Source organism: Bacillus sp. FJAT-18017 (assembly GCF_001278805.1).
In the GTDB taxonomy this organism is placed as follows: domain Bacteria; phylum Bacillota; class Bacilli; order Bacillales; family Cytobacillaceae; genus Bacillus_D.
In genome coordinates, this window is record NZ_CP012602.1 from 2,041,707 (window position 1) to 2,059,738 (window position 18,032).

Consider the following 18,032-nt stretch of genomic DNA (forward strand, 5'->3'; position numbering starts at 1 on the left):
TTTGAAAAAAGATTTCGTATGTATTTGCAAAAAAACGCACTGTCGATTAAGGATTGACAGTGCGTTTTTCTCTTTATTTTTTTGCTTTTATTTTTCCAGACCACTTTTTAAAGCCGCCTTGGAGCTGAACAAGGTTGCGATAACCTCTTCTGTATAGAAATTGTGCCGCACGTCCGCTTCTCATTCCGCTTTGGCAATAAAGGTAGACAGGCTGGTCCGGACGAATTTCCTTGATCCGTGTCTTCATTTGGGAAAGTGGGATGTTCCTTGCACCAAGGATATGGCCAGCATTGTATTCGTTTGGTTCACGCACATCAATGAGCTGGGCTTTCCTGTAGCCTGCCCGGAATTCTTCTTCCGACAATGTTTTTACAATCCTGCGCTGGATCAGCCAGGCTATGATTGAATAGACAAGAAAACCAGCGAGCAGTACGAGTAAGAAATATAGTGTTTCCAAAATGTAAAGAGCCCCTTTCAAGCTATGCTACAACAACATGTTTAATTATATAAGCCAAATGTCGAATCAGTAAAGGGAATTTGTCAAAATTCATTTATTGGAAAAGGATATCCGGTTCGTCTGGCTTTGAAATCGACTCTCTTTTTGCTAGACTTAACATCGTGTCACATAATGTAAAAGCGAAGCAGGGAGTTATTTTTATGAAAGAACAATGGTATTTTATAGATTCGGGAAATTGTTCCCCTTCATTTAACATGGCGCTGGATGAGGCCCTTCTTGGTTGGCACAGTTCCGGCGAAATCCCCCCGGTGGTGAGGTTTTACGGATGGGATCCAGCCACACTGTCTATCGGGTATTTCCAGAAGGTTGAAAAAGAAATTAACATGGAAGCAGTCAAACAACATGGCTTAGGTTTTGTTAGAAGGCCTACAGGAGGCCGCGGTGTCCTTCATGAACATGAATTAACCTATAGTGTCATTGTCTCCGAACAACATCCAAAAATGCCTCACACGGTTACAGAAGCATATAGAGTTATCTCGGAAGGAATTCTAGAGGGCTTCCGAAATCTCGGCCTTGATGCTTATTTTGCCGTTCCAAGAACCGATGAGGAAAAAAGCGCGCTGAAAAATCCGCGATCCTCGGTTTGCTTTGATGCGCCTAGCTGGTATGAGCTTGTCGTTGAGGGACGCAAGGTTGCAGGAAGCGCCCAGACACGCCAAAAAGGTGTCATTCTCCAGCATGGTTCCATCCTATTGGATCTTGATGAGGATAAGCTTTTCAGCCTGTTCAATTATTCAAGTGAGCGGCTGAAGGAAAGAATGAAGTCTGCATTCAAAGACAAAGCTGTCCCAATCAATGATATCAGCCCTCGCAAGATTGGAATTGACGAAGCAAAGTCGGCGTTTTTCAATGGATTTGAAAAAGGACTGGAAATTGAACTAATTTCCTATCAGCTGACAGATGAGCAAATGGAGTATGTGAAAAAATTGGCAGCGGACGTTTATGAGAACGACGAATGGAACTTTAAACGATAAAGAGCGGTGCTCCCGCTCTTTTCTTGATTATTGGAAAAATTCACCTGTTCTTTATAGAATTATATTGTTTTGAGGCAACCTTCGAAATTTGTCAAAATTAATGGTCTGCTGTAGAAATTCCTGCGAAATCTCTCATTTACTCTAGTTTTTATGTGATTCTATTTTTGACAAAATTTTATTCTTTTGCCTTAAACACAATATATAGTGTTGTCGAAAAATTAATAAGCACTATATGTTGATTTTGATGGTTTCACTATGATAGGTTAAGGGTATCCAAAAAACAACTAGATATCTAGCAAAACATCACAGAGTTCGACATAAGTGGATTTGGATCAAAGGAAAAGGAGATGTGCTCATGTCTGTTGCGTTAAGGAAAAAACTAAATATTGATTTTGATAGGCTTAATGAAGATATCCGATTGTTTCCTCAGGTTCATCCTGTCACACCGGATATGCACATTACACACAAAGGGGTATCCCGCCTGGTCATGCTTGACCGGTATACATTCAAGGATACCGAAAAAATCACGTTAACCAAAGGTGATTTTGTCGTCCTGACTGTCAAGGAGGATCCTAAGTTCCCTGCCAGGGGTCTTGGCTACATTCTCGAGATTGACTGGGAAAAAAAGATCGCCCAGGTACAGGTTGATGAGGAATTCAGGGGCGTACTGGATACACCTGAAGAAGTACAAACAGGAGTGATCACCCGTTCCCTTGATGTGATTGAAAAGCCACTTGAGATCTTCTACGAGCAGATCGCCATGAGGAATGCAACAGGCCTTGCACAAGCGGAGAAAACCGAGGAGAAAAGGCTTGAGTGGTTCAATAAGTTCTACGAAGAGCTTGTGAACATGAACTTTATTCCAGCGGGCCGCGTACTGTATGGGGCTGGAGCAGGAACGGATGTAACATTCTTTAACTGCTATGTCATGCCATTTGTCCAGGATTCCCGTGAAGGAATTTCCGACCACCGCAAAAAGGTAATGGAAATCATGAGTCGCGGCGGAGGGGTAGGAACAAACGGTTCAACACTTCGTCCTCGCGCTGCACTTGCGAGGGGCGTAAACGGTAAATCTTCCGGTTCGGTATCATGGCTGGATGACATCGCCAAGCTGACGCATTTGGTTGAGCAGGGCGGGTCCCGTTAAAACCATGGCGGGATTAAAATCTCGTGAATTGCTGGAACACCCTTAGAGCCTTATCAACCACAACGTGACTGGTAACGGTGAGCGTGATGGTTCGAAAATGATAAGGATTGGGCAATCAGCAGCGAAGCATCTCTGGAAACGGAGATGAACGTCCAACGACTATTGAAATCATCTAAAGATTCTACTCGAATATTGCCGGAAGGGATGTTAAGGATGGAATCCAAGGTGAAAGTAAACCATAAGCCACGGAGACGGGCATATGGGGCGCGAGACAAAGAGAGATTAGTTAAAACTATTATAGAACTGCATAATCAAGGATTAAGTCAGGTTGATATCGCAAAAATCATTCATGTAAGTAGAGGGACGATTTTAAGATGGAATAAAGAAATGAACTTCTTTACTCCTCGAAAGCCAGGAGAAGCGGGAAAGTTAAAATCTAGAACCTATCAATACAATGAGAATTATTTCTCGGAAATTAGGAAACCCAATCAAGCATATTTGGTTGGATACATTCTGGGAGACGGAACTTTAATTGATAGAAAAAAATCAAAACGATTAGTATTAAGCTTAGCCGAAAATGATAGGCAACTGCTATTTGATATAGCAGCTGAGTTGAATATGACTCCTGTAATCAAGTTTAGAAAAGCCAATAATCCAAAAGAGCAAAATAAATACTCCTTACCAGTAAACTCGACTCAAATATGTAATGATTTAATCGACTTGGGGATCAGACCCCAAAAAACTGGTTCCGAAAAATGGATTAATTTTATGGATAAGCAATTGCAATGGGCTTTTTTAAGAGGATTTTTTGATGCAGATGGTCATATCCGAGTTTACTTCAGAAATGGTTATCTTAAAACTAGGTTAGGTTTTACTGGTTCTAGAGAAATGATGGAAGCTATATTGAGTTTTATGCAGGAAAATGGAATTGGTAATAATGTGAAATCCATCATTCCCAAACAAGGCTGTTATGACCTCTACTTCTCAAGTTTGAACGATGTGCGGTTAATCTATGAAAGCCTCTATAATAGTGGAACTTTAAAACTTAATCGAAAATATTATAAATTTCTCTCTTTGATGATATAGTCTGGTCTCATATGAAAGTATGAGAGCCTGGCAGAAATGACCAGGCCCGCTTAAAAAGCGGTAACAAATAAGCGTGGAGCACAGATGATAATGTTGGCGGATTAACAGATGCACTAGTCCGCGTCGTTCAGAAAATGAGCGACCAGAAAATCGGGTGAATTGCGGGGAAATCCTTAGAGGCTGGCAAGCTACAACGTGACTGGAAACGGTGAGCGTGAATGCTATAAAAATTGCCATGCATTGGACAATCTGCAGCCAAGCGTCATTGGGCAAAGGTAATGGCGAAGGTTAAACGACTAGAGAGTGAGTCCCAACAATAAACTCTCATAAGCGCCCGGCCCCTAACAGATAAAGCTGAGGGTGATGATATAGTCTAGTCCGGCTGCCATTGCAGCGAAATATTCCGAAAGGAACGGTATATACGTGGCATCCCGATATTATCGAATTCATCATTTCAAAAATGCAGAACCCTCGTATTCTCAGGTTCCTAATCGAAAATACAACCGATGAATGGATCCAGAAGCAGGCGAAGAACAAACTGAAGTTCACACCGCTTACCTTGCAGGAACAGGCGATGTACCAGGGAATTATCAATTATAAGCATATCCCGGGCCTTGGAGGATTCAGTGAAGAAATCATAGCAGATGCTGAAGAAAAACTAGAAACTGGCGGTACATATACCGTCCACAATTCTGAATTTCTGACAGGAGCCAATATTTCCGTCACTCTTACAAAAGAGTTTATGGAAGCTGTTGAAAACGACGGGGAGTATGAACTCCGTTTCCCTGCCACTGAAACCTATGACGAAGAAACTATGAAGATTTACAACGAAGAATGGCATAAAGTCGGCGATGTCCGCGAGTGGGAAAAGATGGGCTATAAAGTCCGTACTTACAGAAAGATTAAAGCAAAAGAGCTTTGGAATTTGATTAACATATGCGCCACTTACTCGGCCGAGCCAGGAATCTTCTTTATTGATAACGCAAATGACATGACGAACGCCCAAGCATATGGGCAAAAAGTAGTTGCAACCAACCCGTGTGGTGAGCAGCCGCTCGCACCATATTCCGTATGCAACTTAGCTGCAGTTAACCTTGCAGCAATGGCGGACAAGGAAAACAAAACAGTCAATTTTGAAAAGCTTAAAAAGACAGTTGCTACAGGAGTAAGAATGCAGGATAACGTTATCGATTCAACACCTTACTTCCTGGAAGAGAACAAAAAGCAGGCGCTTGGCGAACGCCGTGTCGGCCTTGGAGTAATGGGACTGCACGACTTGCTGATCTACTGCGAAACCGAGTACGGTTCTGAAGAAGGAAACAAGCTAGTTGATAAGGTGTTTGAAACAATTGCCGTCACTGCATATGAAACGTCCATTGAACTTGCCAAGGAAAAGGGAAGCTTCCCATTCCTAGTGGGTGAAACTGACGAAGAAACAAATCGTTTAAGGAAAGCTTTCACTGAAACTGGATTTATGAAGAAAATGCCTGAAAATGTAAGAACAGCGATTCTTGAAAATGGAATTCGAAATTCTCACTTACTGACTGTTGCACCGACGGGTAAACTCATTGCCCCCTGCGATCGTAAGGCCGCAGCGTAAACTTGGCTATATGCGGGAAACTCTGGAGTATCTCTTGCTACCGAGGCCTTACCAGCCTGAAACAATGGTAAAAATGCAAGAGTGTAGGCTTGAATGCCTGCCAGACAATCCGCAGGGAAGTCGTGGCTGACCCCTCAACGACTATACGCCGAGCAACCAAATAGTTTAAAATTGGTTGAAGATAGAGTCTGACCCATATTGGCGACATATGGAGCGGGTACTAATAATCCCGCCCTCTACAATGTAGAGAGTAACAAACGTGAGTACCGGTACAATGGTCGGAGTTTCCACTGGATTAGAGCCTTACTTCTCGTTCTCGTACTTCCGAAGCGGAAGGCTCGGGAAGTTCATTGAAGTGAAAGCAGATATCGTTGCTGAGTATTTGGAAAAGCATCCTGAAGCAGATCCGGACAACCTTCCAGGCTTCTTCGTGGCTGCGATGGATCTTGCACCGGAAGCCCATGCAGATGTTCAGTGTGTTATTCAGCGCTGGATTGACAGCTCAATATCCAAGACGGTTAATGCGCCGAAAGGATACAGTGTAGAGCAGGTCGAAAAAGTGTACGAGCGCCTTTACAAGGGTGGTGCCAAGGGCGGGACGGTCTATGTTGATGGTTCTCGTGATTCCCAGGTATTGACCCTGAAAGCAGAAGAAAATAAAGTAGATGACACTCTTGAGGGAAAACCAAAGCAAAAGCAGCATGTTGTCCTTGTTGATACAATCAGCGACCTCCGTTCGACAGATGTCACGATCGGTTCTGAAATCGGCAACACATGTCCTGTTTGCCGCAAAGGAAAGGTTAAGGAAATAGGCGGCTGCAATACGTGTACAAACTGTAATGCGCAATTAAAGTGTGGTCTATAAGTAAGAAAAAAGGGATGGAAATATTTTTCCGTCCCTTTTTCTGTTCAATATCCCTTTTTTGCTGATACTACTAGCAAGACTTTTTGCAAAAAAGAGGGATGAACTTATGAAGCCATTTATGCCGCAATTGGTTTATATTGAGCCACAGGCTCTTGAATACCCGCTCGGCCGAGAACTGAAGGAAAAGTTTGAAAGCATGGGACTTGAAATCAGGGAGACCACATCACATAACCAGGTTAGGAACATCCCGGGTGAAAACGAACTCCAGAAGTACCGGAACGCCAAATCGACATTGGTGGTCGGTGTACGCCGGACACTGAAATTCGACACATCCAAGCCATCAGCGGAGTACGCAATTCCGCTTGCAACTGGATGCATGGGCCATTGCCACTACTGCTATCTTCAAACCACATTAGGGAGCAAGCCGTATATCAGGACGTATGTGAATCTTGATGAAATATTTGAACAGGCACAGAAATATATGGACGAACGAGCTCCAGAGATTACACGATTTGAGGCAGCGTGTACATCTGATATCGTCGGCATCGACCATCTTACCCATTCGTTAAAAAGAGCGATTGAGTTCATTGGGCAGTCGGAGTTTGGCCAATTAAGGTTCGTGACGAAGTATCAGCATGTCGATCATCTATTGGATGCAAAGCACAACGGAAAAACGAGGTTCAGATTCAGTGTGAATTCCCGTTATGTGATTAAAAATTTTGAGCCTGGGACTTCCTCCTTTGATGAAAGACTGGAAGCAGCTCGCAAGGTTGCGGGAGCTGGGTATCCGCTGGGCTTCATTGTTGCGCCAATTTACATGCATGAGAACTGGGAAGAGGGCTACCATGAATTATTCGAAAGATTGAAGGTGTCGCTTGATGGGGTCGAAATCAAAGATCTATCATTTGAGATGATTCAGCATCGTTACACCAAGCCAGCTAAGAATGTAATCATGAAACGATATCCTAAAACCAAGCTTGAAATGAATGAAGAAAAACGCAAGTATAAATGGGGCAGGTACGGGATCGGTAAATATGTTTATCCAACCGAGGAAGCAGCACGACTTGAGTCCACCATTCGAGGATATATTGGCGAATACTTCCCAAATGCTGAAATACAGTATTTCACATAAGATGGTTTAATTTAAATTTTCAATTTGTCCACCGTACTATTTTGCAGTAAAGCCGCTTAAAGATGTAGGAGTGAATACATCGATGGGAGTGGCTTCCATGCTGATAGACGGTGTTTTTTCCGGTGGGGGAATAAAAGGCTTCGCTCTAATCGGTGCATATGAGGCCGTTGAAAGGCGGGGCTTCAGGTTTTGCCGGGTGGCGGGGACAAGTGCTGGGTCCATTGTTGCAAGCCTTGTCGCAGCGGGGTATACAAGCGCTGAAATGCGTGGCCTCCTTGATGAATTGAATTTGGAAAAGCTGCTTGATTCACGCAAATTGCTATTACCTTCTCCTTTAACAAAATGGCTGCTTCTTTATTGGAAAATGGGATTGTATAAAGGGGACGCACTGGAAGCCTGGATTGCTGAAAAACTCGCTTTAAAAGGATTAAGAACCTTTGGGGACCTGCCACCTGAAACATTAAGGATCGTTGCCTCTGACCTATCAAATGGGAGGATGGTTATTCTGCCGGATGACCTTCCAAAATACGGTCTCTCACCTGCTTCTTTTTCGATAGCCAAGGCTGTCAGGATGAGCTGCAGCATTCCCTACTTTTTTGAGCCTGTTAAGCTAACGGATGCCAGCGGGACTAACATCCTGGTGGACGGCGGTGTCCTGAGCAATTTCCCAATGTGGCTGTTTGATCGGGAGAATGTGAAGAAAGTAAGGCCGGTTCTGGGCATTAAGCTAAGCCACGATCCAGAAAATCATCCTAAGCACAAAATAAAAAATGCCATCCAATTGTTTGAGGCGCTTTTTGAAACAATGAAGGACGCCCATGATGCGAGATACATTGCCCGTAAGCATGCCAGGAATATTATCTTTATCCCCACATCCGGTGTTTTGGCGACAGAATTTGAATTGACAGAGGAGAAAAAGGACCTGTTGATAAAACATGGCAGGGATTGTGCTGAATTCTTTTTCCGGAAGTGGAGTTATTGACAAAGAAAAGCGCAAGTGCCTTTGTGAAAGGCAGGAACGCCTCACGACGGGCAAAAAGCTGCCTGTCTCTGCGATGTTAAATCACGGATGCTTTCCTTTGTGCTCAGCGTTGGAGCTAGACAGATCTCATAATAGAAAATACTTTTTTATTATAAACAAAAGACCGGATTTCCTTTAAAAGGAGGCCCGGTCTTTTTTCTTTCCTTTTTTTCCTTCAATAACTGTTAAATGTGCCTGTGCTTTCTTCTTTGGTCTTTTTAAAGATGCAAGCGTTCCGTGGAAAGAGTTCTTTCCCTGTTGTTGAGTGTTCTTATTTCCGTTTCGTTTCTTTGATTTTCTGGCAGCTTTGAGGAAAGCCCGTTGCTCTTTTTTGGCAGGATTGGCTGCGGTGATACGGCGGTAAATATAGTAAATCACCAAACCGATCAGGACGGCAATCGCGATATTTTGTATGAAAGCGGCAGGATCTTTAAAAAAGGTCCCAAACAAGCCGATGACCGCGAAAAAGATAAGAGCACCTATAAAGAAACCGGATTTTCTTTTATTCAAGATAGCCACCTCCCTAAGAGCATCATAAGCAAATTTCCTCATTTTTAAACTTGCTTTACACTTTTTTTATACAATTTCACCCTGAAGTTTTGCCGCCTCAGTTTCTTTCTCCATTTTCAAGAGTTCATTAAATGAAAGAATCGCAACTTCGACCTGGCTATCGTCCGGCTCTTTCGTCGTTAAAAGCTGAAGCCACAAGCCAGGATAACCAAGGTAACGGAGGACCGGGATGTCCCTAAGCTTATTTGTGAATTGAAGGACCTCGAAAGAAATACCTAGAACAACCGGGATAAGCGCCAGCCTGTTCAGGACACGTACCCAAAGAGGATCAGTCGGGACGAATAAATAAATGAAGACGCCGACTACTACTGTAAATAGCATAAAGCTGGAACCGCAGCGATAATGTAATCGGGAGCTGGCTTGGACGTTCTCGACGGTCAGTTCCTTGCCGCTCTCAAAGCAGTTAATTACCTTATGTTCTGCTCCATGATATTGAAATACCCTTTTTATGAGTGGAGTAAGCGATACAAAATATATATATGCGAGCAAAAGCAATAGCTTGAAAAGACCTTCGATTAGTACCTGTGCCGTGTCGCCCGGAAAGATTGGCTTAACCATTTCAGCCAGGAAGACAGGGATTAGAGTGAACAGGAACTTCCCGAATAAAAACGAGATAACACCAATCGCGGCAACGCCAAGCCATAGAGCAAGCTTCGAGGTTTCCTGCTCGGCTATAGTATCGTCATCATTAGGATCAATATCGTAGCGTTCCGTTGAAAAATTAAGGTGCTTGGAACCATTCGCGCTGGCTTCAATAATGGCTGCGATGCCCCGGATGAATGGGATTTTTTTCAGGGAAGCTACAAATGGTTGGGATGTGCGCGGCAGTCTTAAGTAATCAATCGAATTATCTTTGCGTCTGACAGCTGTCACATAGTGATGTCTTCCGCCAAACATGACACCTTCAACGACTGCCTGGCCCCCATATATGGGCTTGTTTTCTTTCGTTGTCATTCTTTATCTACACCAACCTACTTATAAAGTTGCACCCGCAGTGGAGACTGCCTGTACTTTCCTTTATTCTACTAGAAAAATACAAAAACCTCTATACATTGTGATTGAACATTTTTGCTGGAAGGAGAAGGCCTCCGATGTACATACTAAAACAGACCTTAAAATTAAAGGAGATGCAAAAATGGAAACATCCAAGAAGTATGAAAACAAGATGAGTGAATTTCGTATGTTAATCATATTAACAGGTTTCTGGGGCGGGCTTTTTTGGAGCTTTTTAGGCCAGGTAGGTTACTACTTCAATTTTACGAAAATTTCTCCAAGAGTAATTCTTGAGCCATGGGCATTGGGTAATTGGAAAACAAGCTGGCTAGGCACGCTTATTTCTATGATTTTGATTGCGGTGATTTCGATAGGAGTTGCGTTCGTTTATTCGGTTTTATTGAAAAAAGCCAAAGGGCTCATTCCTGGTGCAGCATTTGGCCTTGGCGTTTTCTTGATCATATTTCTGCTGCTGAATCCTATTTTTCCTGGAATTTCGCCTTTAAGAGATTTGGATAAAAATACGTTTGTGACATCTGTATGCCTCTTCCTTCTATACGGCGTATTTATAGGGTATTCTATCTCCTGGGAATTCTTGAATATTCAAAATAACAAGGAGATATCCGAGTAGGAGAAAAACTTTTGATATGGTAGAATGATTTAGGTAAATAGTGCTGGCATTAGAGATTATAAAGATTTGGGGAATATCGATGACAAAAAAAATCATGCTGTTGAATGGCCCGAATTTGAATATGCTCGGTAAACGTGAACCTGGCATTTATGGAGCGGAGACACTTGGTTCTATTGAAGATTCAATTAAAAAGCTTGGATTGGATAGGGGTTATGAAGTCGATTGCAGACAGTCCAATCATGAAGGAGCCTTAATTGACTGGTTACAGGAAGCAAATGAAGAACGCTTCAATGGAATTATCTTCAATCCCGGTGCGTATACACATTACAGTTATGCAATCCGTGATGCAATAGCAGGAATCAGTGTACCGGTTATCGAAGTCCATATATCGAATATTCATGCGCGGGAAAGCTTCAGGCAAACTTCGGTTACGGCCCCAGTATGCAGGGGACAAATTAGCGGCATGGGCACAAAAGGGTATGAACTGGCTTTTTACGCCCTAGTGGACAGCGAAAAGGAGAGGGAGCAGGAATGAGCAAAGTAGATAAATTAAGAAATGAATTCTCAAAACTGGGCATTGACGGCATGCTGATAACAAGTGATTTCAACCGCCGATATATGTCCAATTTTACTGGAACCTCGGGAACAGTCCTCATCACTGCGGATAAGGCGCTTTTTATTACTGACTTCAGGTATACAGAACAAGCAGCCAAGCAATGTGCAGATTTCGAAATTATCTTGCGTAAAGGTACGATGGAGGAAGAAGTTATTCTTCAAGCCAAGCAGCTGGGTATCAAAAAACTTGGTTTTGAGAAGAATCATGTTACATATGGCTTATATAAAACCTATGAGGCTGGAATAGAAGGCGAGCTTGTACCAGTAGACGGTGCAGTAGAAAAGTTGCGCTTGATTAAGACCGATGCAGAGATTAAGATATTAAAGGAAGCTGCGGCTATTGCTGATGCGGCCTTTACACATATCCTGGAATTCATCCGCCCGGGCAGAACGGAATTAGAGGTTTCGAATGAACTTGAATTCTTTATGCGCAAAGCGGGGGCAACATCATCTTCTTTTGATACGATTGTTGCTTCAGGATACCGTTCTGCATTGCCCCACGGAGTGGCAAGTGAAAAAGTAATTGAATCAGGTGATTTTGTTACACTGGATTACGGTGCGTATTATAACGGGTATGTATCCGATATAACCCGGACTATTGCAGTAGGCGCTCCCGACCAGAAGCTAAAGGAAATTTATGATATTGTTCTGGAAGCTCAGCTAAGGGGACTTGCTGGCATCAAGCCAGGAATGACCGGTAAGGAAGCAGATGCCCTCACCCGGAATTTCATTACCGAAAAAGGATACGGAGAGTATTTTGGCCATTCGACAGGTCATGGAATTGGCCTGGAAATTCATGAATCCCCAGGGTTGTCGGTTCATTCTGATGTAATACTTGAGCCAGGCATGGTTGTGACGGTTGAGCCGGGCATTTATATTCCTGGCCTTGGCGGAGTCCGGATTGAAGATGATACTGTGATTACGCTTGATAAAAATGAAAAGCTTACCCACTCATCTAAGGAACTGATTATTCTTTAAAGGAATTAGGAGGAACACAAATGATTTCAGTAAACGACTTCCGTACAGGACTTACAATTGAAGTTGACGGCGGAATTTGGCGCGTTATGGATTTTCAGCACGTGAAGCCAGGTAAAGGAGCTGCTTTCGTCCGCTCCAAATTGCGTAACCTTCGTACAGGAGCAGTAAATGAGAAAACTTTCCGTGCTGGTGAAAAGGTTGGCAAGGCTCAAATCGATAACCGCAGGATGCAATATTTATATGCTAGCGGTGATCAGCACATCTTCATGGATAACGAATCGTATGAGCAAATAGAACTTCCTGCAAACACAATTGAGTATGAGTTGAAATTCCTTAAGGAAAACATGGAAGTTTCAATTATGATGTATCAGGGAGAAACACTGGGTGTTGAACTTCCAAATACAGTTGAACTTGAAGTAACTGAAACTGAACCTGGCATCAAAGGTGATACTGCATCCGGAGGCTCCAAGCCTGCTACACTTGAAACTGGACTTGTTGTACACGTCCCATTCTTTGTTAACCAGGGAGACCGCCTAATCATCAATACAACTGATGCTTCTTACGTTTCCCGCGCCTAGTCCAGCCAGACTTGGTCCGATTATGAATCAATACTGATAAGTAAGAATTTACGTAAGAAATTAGTAACCACTTTAACAGAAAAAATGGCACACTAAAAGTTCAGAGCCTCATTGAGGCCTGAGCTTTTTTATATCGGCAATAGTTTAGGTAAACAAGGTATCTGATTGAAATACCTCCGTTATGTAGGAAATAAGAAAATCTTTATCTTCAGGGTAGGTTAAATCTAAAGCCTTTATTTCGTCTATGGTTTTCCATGCAATATCATAAATAAGATTATCAGGGTCATGAATTTTTCTCTCTCCCCCTACGACTTTCACTAAAAAATAATGGACTTCAGCCGATAAGTTTAGATGTTCGTAAATCCCAATTTTGACCTTAATTTTCTCAATAATTTCTGCAGAATATCCCGTTTCTTCCTCAATCTCCCTGATACAACACTCTTCAAAAGTCTCATTGTGCTCTTTTCCCCCTGATGGAATAGACCACGTTTTTTTCTCTTCAGGTGTTCCTTGTAAAACCATTAGCAAATGGCCATTCTCATTTATACATAAGCCTGAAGAACCAAACCATCTTTGCACATTATGCGCCCCCTTTATAAACCTCTAAACGCTTCCATCTCTATCTATTAAAACAGCTTTTAAATGGATTAATTTGCTACCTCATCTTTATGGTTAAAAGATATATTTTTTTCTACAGCAAAATAGCGATAATCACTTTTTATTTTAACATTATTATCCAGATATTGAGTATCCTTTAATTCACATTCAGTTCTAGTACTCGATAACTGAACTCTTTTTTTGCCAAGCAAAGCAGAGGTTTATGTTAACAATTTCTCCATGAATTCTGCTTAGATTCTGCACATTTATTTTTTAAATTATAGTCAACCCCATTACAAAGGAGCAAAACACAATGAATATGACGCATTACATGGAATTGTTGGCAAGCAATCAGCCGTGGAACCTGATTATCTTTATGGCAGTGGTTGTAATAGCTGCTGAAACCATTGCAATCACCGAACTGAGTATTTTATTCACAAGGAATTTTAACGGAAAACTGAGGAAAATAAATAAGATTACCAGCATTTTTGCAGGAGTATATTTTACCGGAATTTTCATTTATTTAATGCAGACAGCCTGGATCCCATTAACCTTGTCAGGCGGCTGGCACGGCTGGGTCGACTTTACTGCGGTGACCTTCTATTTGCTGGGAATAGTACCTCTTCTGGGAATGGCCCTAATCGATATGGGGCTGGTTATGAAAAATAAACCAGACCAGCAAAAAATGAAAGTTCATGTCTTTTATGTCGGATTATTCCTTATAGTTGCACACGTTGCCATGATTTTCGGAATGGTTGACCCAACTTTGGGCGGCAACATGCATGATATGAGCAATATGTAGTAATTATAGCTGCCTGGAAATCCGGCAGCTATTTCTTGTTTTTTTAGCTATAAGCACAAACTTATGAAGAAATTGTGAAGATTGCCAACCCTAAATTTGAACGTTTTATAAACATCCTCCCAGATAACTAGTCAGTAGGATATGAGGGGACTAAAATATAACTAATCAATAGTAATTAAGTGGGATATTCACTTCACATTACTATATTAGAAGCCTACGACGGTCAAAAACCGCCTCGCGGGTTAGGGGAGGCTAATAGCCTGATGGAGAAAATAAAAGTATTAATAGTCGACGATCATTATATGTTCCTGAAAGGACTAGAAAGTATTATCAATGATGATAGTTCTCTTGAAGTAGTCGGAGAGGCGCATAATGGCAAAGAAGCTGTGGAACTGGCTTTTGAAATAAAGCCAGATGTAATCTTGATGGATGTAGACATGCCGACAGTCGGAGGAATAGACGCACTGAAGAAAATTATGAAGGACCTTCCTGAATTGAATGTGTTAATGATGACAAACGATGATAGTGAAGAAAGCCTAATGGAGGCAATGAAGTATGGTGCCAAAGGTTATCTGACAAAACATCTCCTCCCGAACGAGTTGCTTGTTTTCATTCATATGGCCTATCGAGGAGAATATATCATCTCGAGCCCGTTGGCCAAGAAAGTAATGGAGGCAAATACTTGTGGAGTTCTTAGTGCGTCCGAAAATGAAGAGGTTGCCGAGAAGAAGGAAAATGTACTGACACGGAGAGAGAAGGAAATTCTTAGCCATGTCATTAAAGGTATGACCAACCGTCAAATCGCAAATGCACTTTTTATTTCTGAAAACACCGTTAAGAATCACATTAGAAATATCATGGAGAAACTCCAGATGAATAACCGCCTTTCAGCAGCCAATTATGCAAAGAAGGAAGGCTGGCTGCAGCTTGTTTAATCTGGGCTTCGCTACTAATAGTTTGGCTTTTAGTAAAAGGAGTTCAATGCCATACAATAATCAGAAAAAATAAGGACTTTTGCTAAATGAGTCCAGAGCAAGGGTGCAGATAATGAAGAAAAAATTATTAATCGGCAGCTACATTCTTGTTGTCATAATTGGAATATCAGTATTTGTTGGCACAAATGGATTTAAAGGCAAGAATTATGAATCGGTCCAGGCCGGCGAAAAGATCTATAAAGCCGAATGTGCACTTTGCCATGGAGATACTGGCAAAGGTGAAGGATCAAAAGTAGGAACCGCACTTAATAGCCAGGTCTATTTAAGCTACTCTTCGGATGAGGACTTATACAACAGTGTAAAATATGGCCGTCCCGCTGCTGCAATGCCCGCATATGGAGAGAGAATGTCTGAAGAACAATTGCAGAATGTCGTTGATTTTATGAGAAGCTGGCAAAAGGATGAGATCAATTTCGATGTTCCTGAAAAAATTGAAGGAGATCCAGTTGCCGGAGAGAAAATATACAACCGTTCTTGCCTGACATGCCATGGTGAAAAGGGTGCTGGCAAGAAGAGTATGGGAACGGTTCTAGCTAATCCCGAGCACTTGAAATACACATCGGATAGACAGATTTGGATCGGAGTTGCCTACGGCCGGGAAGAAACCCGGATGGCTCCGTCCCTCAAAGGGCTAGATGGTATCCGTCAATTGAGCAAGCAGGAAATCTCGGATGTTGTCGCGTTTATCCGTTCCCTAGAAAAAAGGGAATAATCAAGATGAAGGTGTAAAACGTAAATTGAAGGTTATCGAGACTAAAACTAACTGGCACATCAAATCGCAGTCCAATGCATTGGGCTGCTTTTTTTGTTGAGGGCTTTCTCCAAACCAGGCTCGAATTAATTATTTTCCTAATTCAATGTTTATCATTCAACTTTGACCAATAAAAGCTCTTTTCTCATTTTTCTCCAAAAAGATTAATATCCAAATTCACTAGTTATGACTATATATTAGCCAAGTTTAACAAAACGTTCATATCTGGAATAACTGGTAAAAAAGGATAGGCATTATAGTAAATATAGGAAATAAGAATTAGTGATTTTACTAAATACATAGTAATCATTTTTAGAAATAAGGAAATGAGGGGTTCGAATTCACCACTAAACATTCATATGTTAAAAATTTCACAAGATAGAAAATTAACAGAATGCACGAGTAAATTCTTTGAATTCTTTTCGTTGAAGTTTGTTAAAAAACAAGTGGAAGCAAAATGTGAACATTTTATGTTCTTTTCATGTCAAAAACCAAACGTTTCTTTCCCTTTAACAAAATGTTCAAGAGTGAATAACCCACGAAGTAGTACTGTCGATTATATTTATTTCAAAGAGGACTATAGTGGAAAATAGTACTAACTAGTCAAGGGTTTTCCACAGCCAAGGAGGATTAACATGTTCAATAAAATTTTGTCGGTAGTGCTAGGGGCCGTAATTGCTTTATCGGTAAACGGTACCGTGACCAATGCTGAAGGAAGTTTTCCTACTGATAAATTTCCCTATCAGGAAATGCAGATCCAAGTCATGCCTGAGTTTGATTATCCAGAAAATTGGCCGAAAGAGGAACCATCCTTATTAGTGGGCCTGTACGGAACAATTACCAATAAAAGCGGCCAGGACTACACAGGTAAAATTGAAGTCCCAGTGCCAGTTAAAGAAAAAGATTTCCAGATATATCTGGTTGCCGAATTTCCTAGTCCTGAAGAACCAGAAGTACAGCGTCCTTACGAAGTGGATAAAGAACGGGGGGTTGTAACATTTCAGCCTCAGAAGCCCATTAAAAAAGATGCTGCCTATAGCTTCGTGGTCGAGTACTATTCCAACCCAATTGCTGTAAAAGATTCACAGAAAAATTTTACTTATGAATACAAGACTCCATCAGCAGTTGAAACAATCGACGTAATTGTGTATGCACCACTAAAGTCGACTGACATCGTAATGGATCCAAAGCCTTCCAGCACCCAGAAGAGCGAGTATGGAGAACAGATTGCTTTTTATCAGCAAAAGGGTGTCAAACAGGGGGATGCCCTAAAGTACGCAGTTTCTTATAAAAAGGAAGGAAATGCTTCTACTCTATCGATGGTAGATACATCGAAGGCTCCAAATGACGAAAATCATAGTGGCCAAACTGCAACTGACCAGGTTACCGGTGCAGCCAACAACGGAAGTGGCGGAAACGGTGGAAATGGAGACCGCCCGATAATCGGGGCTGCAGGTGGAACGATCATTGGAGTATCTATCATCATTGCTGGCATGTTCGTGTTCTTTGGTTTTAAAAATAAAGCCGACAACCGGAACAACCCAACTCCTCAGAAAAAGACAAAAGAGAAAAAATCTGCTGGTAAACAAGAAAAAAAGAACGTTTCAAACGCGGATGAAATAAAAGAGCTTCGAAAAAAGCTGTTGAATGGAAAGATTGATCAGGAAGCTTACGAAGAGCAAGTCAAAAAATTGATTTAGGGGGATGTAAGGAATGAAAAAGAACACAATTGTCATGCTGGGTGGATTTATCATTGCAGGAGCAATTATCTTTTTGCTTATGGCTGCTACACCAGGTTCAAGTGGCGTTGAATTGACCATGAAGGATTTGCTTGCTAACCAGGAAAAGCATAAGGACGATTTCGTTACGGTTGAAGGCCTGCTAATTGAAGAATCAATCAAATGGAATGCGGACAAGATTGAACTGAGATTTGATCTTAAAGATAATGAAGGCAATTTGATGCATGTCGTCCACAATGGTGTGAAGCCTGATAACTTCTCGGAAGGTGTCATTGTCATCCTCCAAGGTGCACCGACTAAGAAAGATACGTTCCAGGCTGAAACGGTTAAGACTCGCTGCCCTTCCAAGTACGAAGGTGAAGATATTGAAAACTACGATCCGGAAGCACATAAAAGCAAGTTGAACAAGCCTTCCAGCGAAGAATAGAAGCCAAATTAAAG

The 18,032-nt window shown here is 41.8% G+C and carries 17 protein-coding genes and 3 pseudogenes; 16 read left to right on the forward strand and 4 right to left on the reverse strand.

Annotation, left to right across the window (positions count from 1 at the left end; all coding sequences use genetic code 11):
• Positions 1 to 73: 73 nt before the first annotated feature.
• A complete protein-coding gene (locus AM500_RS09325; protein WP_043932787.1) occupies positions 74 to 457 on the reverse strand; it encodes a rhodanese-like domain-containing protein in 384 nt (127 codons plus the stop codon).
• 200 nt (positions 458 to 657) lie between these two features.
• On the opposite strand from AM500_RS09325, the gene AM500_RS09330 reads away from it, so the two are divergent.
• The 7 genes and pseudogenes from AM500_RS09330 to AM500_RS09360 all read left to right on the forward strand — a co-directional run bounded on the left by AM500_RS09330 (position 658) and on the right by AM500_RS09360 (position 8,303).
• Complete coding sequence (locus AM500_RS09330) at positions 658 to 1,491, forward strand: lipoate--protein ligase family protein (protein ID WP_053598969.1); 834 nt, start codon at positions 658 to 660, stop codon at positions 1,489 to 1,491.
• Between the two features lie 355 nt (positions 1,492 to 1,846).
• Positions 1,847 to 2,635: pseudogene (locus tag AM500_RS09335) on the forward strand (ribonucleotide reductase N-terminal alpha domain-containing protein); the annotation flags it as partial.
• Positions 2,636 to 2,863: 228 nt separating this feature from the next.
• Complete coding sequence (locus AM500_RS09340; protein WP_197282679.1) at positions 2,864 to 3,724, forward strand: LAGLIDADG family homing endonuclease; 861 nt, start codon at positions 2,864 to 2,866, stop codon at positions 3,722 to 3,724.
• A gap of 424 nt (positions 3,725 to 4,148) precedes the next feature.
• Positions 4,149 to 5,285, forward strand: a pseudogene (locus AM500_RS09345) (vitamin B12-dependent ribonucleotide reductase); the annotation flags it as partial.
• A 301-nt stretch (positions 5,286 to 5,586) separates the two neighbouring features.
• Positions 5,587 to 6,189, forward strand: a pseudogene (locus AM500_RS09350) (hypothetical protein); the annotation flags it as partial.
• A gap of 106 nt (positions 6,190 to 6,295) precedes the next feature.
• On the forward strand, positions 6,296 to 7,321 hold the full coding sequence (gene splB, locus AM500_RS09355; protein WP_053598972.1) for a spore photoproduct lyase: 1,026 nt from the start codon (positions 6,296 to 6,298) through the stop codon (positions 7,319 to 7,321).
• Between the two features lie 97 nt (positions 7,322 to 7,418).
• Entirely contained in the window at positions 7,419 to 8,303 is an 885-nt protein-coding gene (locus AM500_RS09360; protein ID WP_053601675.1) for a patatin-like phospholipase family protein, read from the forward strand.
• 174 nt (positions 8,304 to 8,477) lie between these two features.
• On the opposite strand, the gene AM500_RS09365 is transcribed toward AM500_RS09360, so the two are convergent.
• The gene (locus AM500_RS09365; protein ID WP_053598973.1) at positions 8,478 to 8,852 is read right to left on the reverse strand and encodes an SA1362 family protein; all 375 of its coding nucleotides are present in this window, start codon (positions 8,850 to 8,852) and stop codon (positions 8,478 to 8,480) included.
• 66 nt (positions 8,853 to 8,918) lie between these two features.
• A complete protein-coding gene (locus AM500_RS09370) occupies positions 8,919 to 9,866 on the reverse strand; it encodes a DUF1385 domain-containing protein (RefSeq protein WP_053598974.1) in 948 nt (315 codons plus the stop codon).
• A gap of 181 nt (positions 9,867 to 10,047) precedes the next feature.
• Here AM500_RS09370 and AM500_RS09375 point away from each other — a divergent pair, with 181 nt between their 5' ends.
• From AM500_RS09375 to efp, 4 genes are all read left to right on the forward strand, one after another.
• Positions 10,048 to 10,536, forward strand: coding sequence for a YqhR family membrane protein (locus AM500_RS09375; protein WP_053598975.1), 489 nt, complete (start codon positions 10,048 to 10,050; stop codon positions 10,534 to 10,536).
• Positions 10,537 to 10,615: 79 nt separating this feature from the next.
• Positions 10,616 to 11,071: a type II 3-dehydroquinate dehydratase gene (aroQ, locus tag AM500_RS09380; RefSeq protein ID WP_053598976.1), complete on the forward strand. Its 456-nt coding sequence runs from the start codon at positions 10,616 to 10,618 to the stop codon at positions 11,069 to 11,071.
• On the forward strand, positions 11,068 to 12,129 hold the full coding sequence (locus tag AM500_RS09385; RefSeq protein ID WP_053598977.1) for a M24 family metallopeptidase: 1,062 nt from the start codon (positions 11,068 to 11,070) through the stop codon (positions 12,127 to 12,129). The genes aroQ and AM500_RS09385 overlap by 4 nt, the downstream gene beginning before the upstream one ends.
• A gap of 20 nt (positions 12,130 to 12,149) precedes the next feature.
• Positions 12,150 to 12,707, forward strand: coding sequence for an elongation factor P (gene efp / locus AM500_RS09390; protein WP_053598978.1), 558 nt, complete (start codon positions 12,150 to 12,152; stop codon positions 12,705 to 12,707).
• Between the two features lie 144 nt (positions 12,708 to 12,851).
• Here efp and AM500_RS09395 read toward each other — a convergent pair whose 3' ends face one another.
• Entirely contained in the window at positions 12,852 to 13,286 is a 435-nt protein-coding gene (locus tag AM500_RS09395; protein ID WP_053598979.1) for an NUDIX hydrolase, read from the reverse strand.
• Positions 13,287 to 13,617: 331 nt separating this feature from the next.
• Between AM500_RS09395 and AM500_RS09400 the strand changes: the two genes are divergently transcribed.
• The 5 genes from AM500_RS09400 (at position 13,618) to AM500_RS09420 (ending at position 18,018) form a co-directional block, all read left to right on the forward strand.
• Positions 13,618 to 14,106 (forward strand): DUF6803 family protein, encoded by a 489-nt coding sequence (locus AM500_RS09400; protein WP_043932801.1) that lies wholly within the window; start codon positions 13,618 to 13,620, stop codon positions 14,104 to 14,106.
• Between the two features lie 263 nt (positions 14,107 to 14,369).
• Positions 14,370 to 15,041 carry a response regulator gene (locus AM500_RS09405; protein WP_053598980.1) on the forward strand — a complete coding sequence of 224 codons (672 nt, stop codon included), beginning with the start codon at positions 14,370 to 14,372 and terminating at the stop codon, positions 15,039 to 15,041.
• 112 nt (positions 15,042 to 15,153) lie between these two features.
• A complete protein-coding gene (locus AM500_RS09410) occupies positions 15,154 to 15,813 on the forward strand; it encodes a cytochrome c (protein WP_053598981.1) in 660 nt (219 codons plus the stop codon).
• A gap of 674 nt (positions 15,814 to 16,487) precedes the next feature.
• Positions 16,488 to 17,552 (forward strand): hypothetical protein, encoded by a 1,065-nt coding sequence (locus AM500_RS09415; RefSeq protein ID WP_053598982.1) that lies wholly within the window; start codon positions 16,488 to 16,490, stop codon positions 17,550 to 17,552.
• Positions 17,553 to 17,565: 13 nt separating this feature from the next.
• Positions 17,566 to 18,018: a cytochrome c maturation protein CcmE gene (locus tag AM500_RS09420; protein ID WP_043932806.1), complete on the forward strand. Its 453-nt coding sequence runs from the start codon at positions 17,566 to 17,568 to the stop codon at positions 18,016 to 18,018.
• Positions 18,019 to 18,032 lie beyond the last annotated feature (14 nt).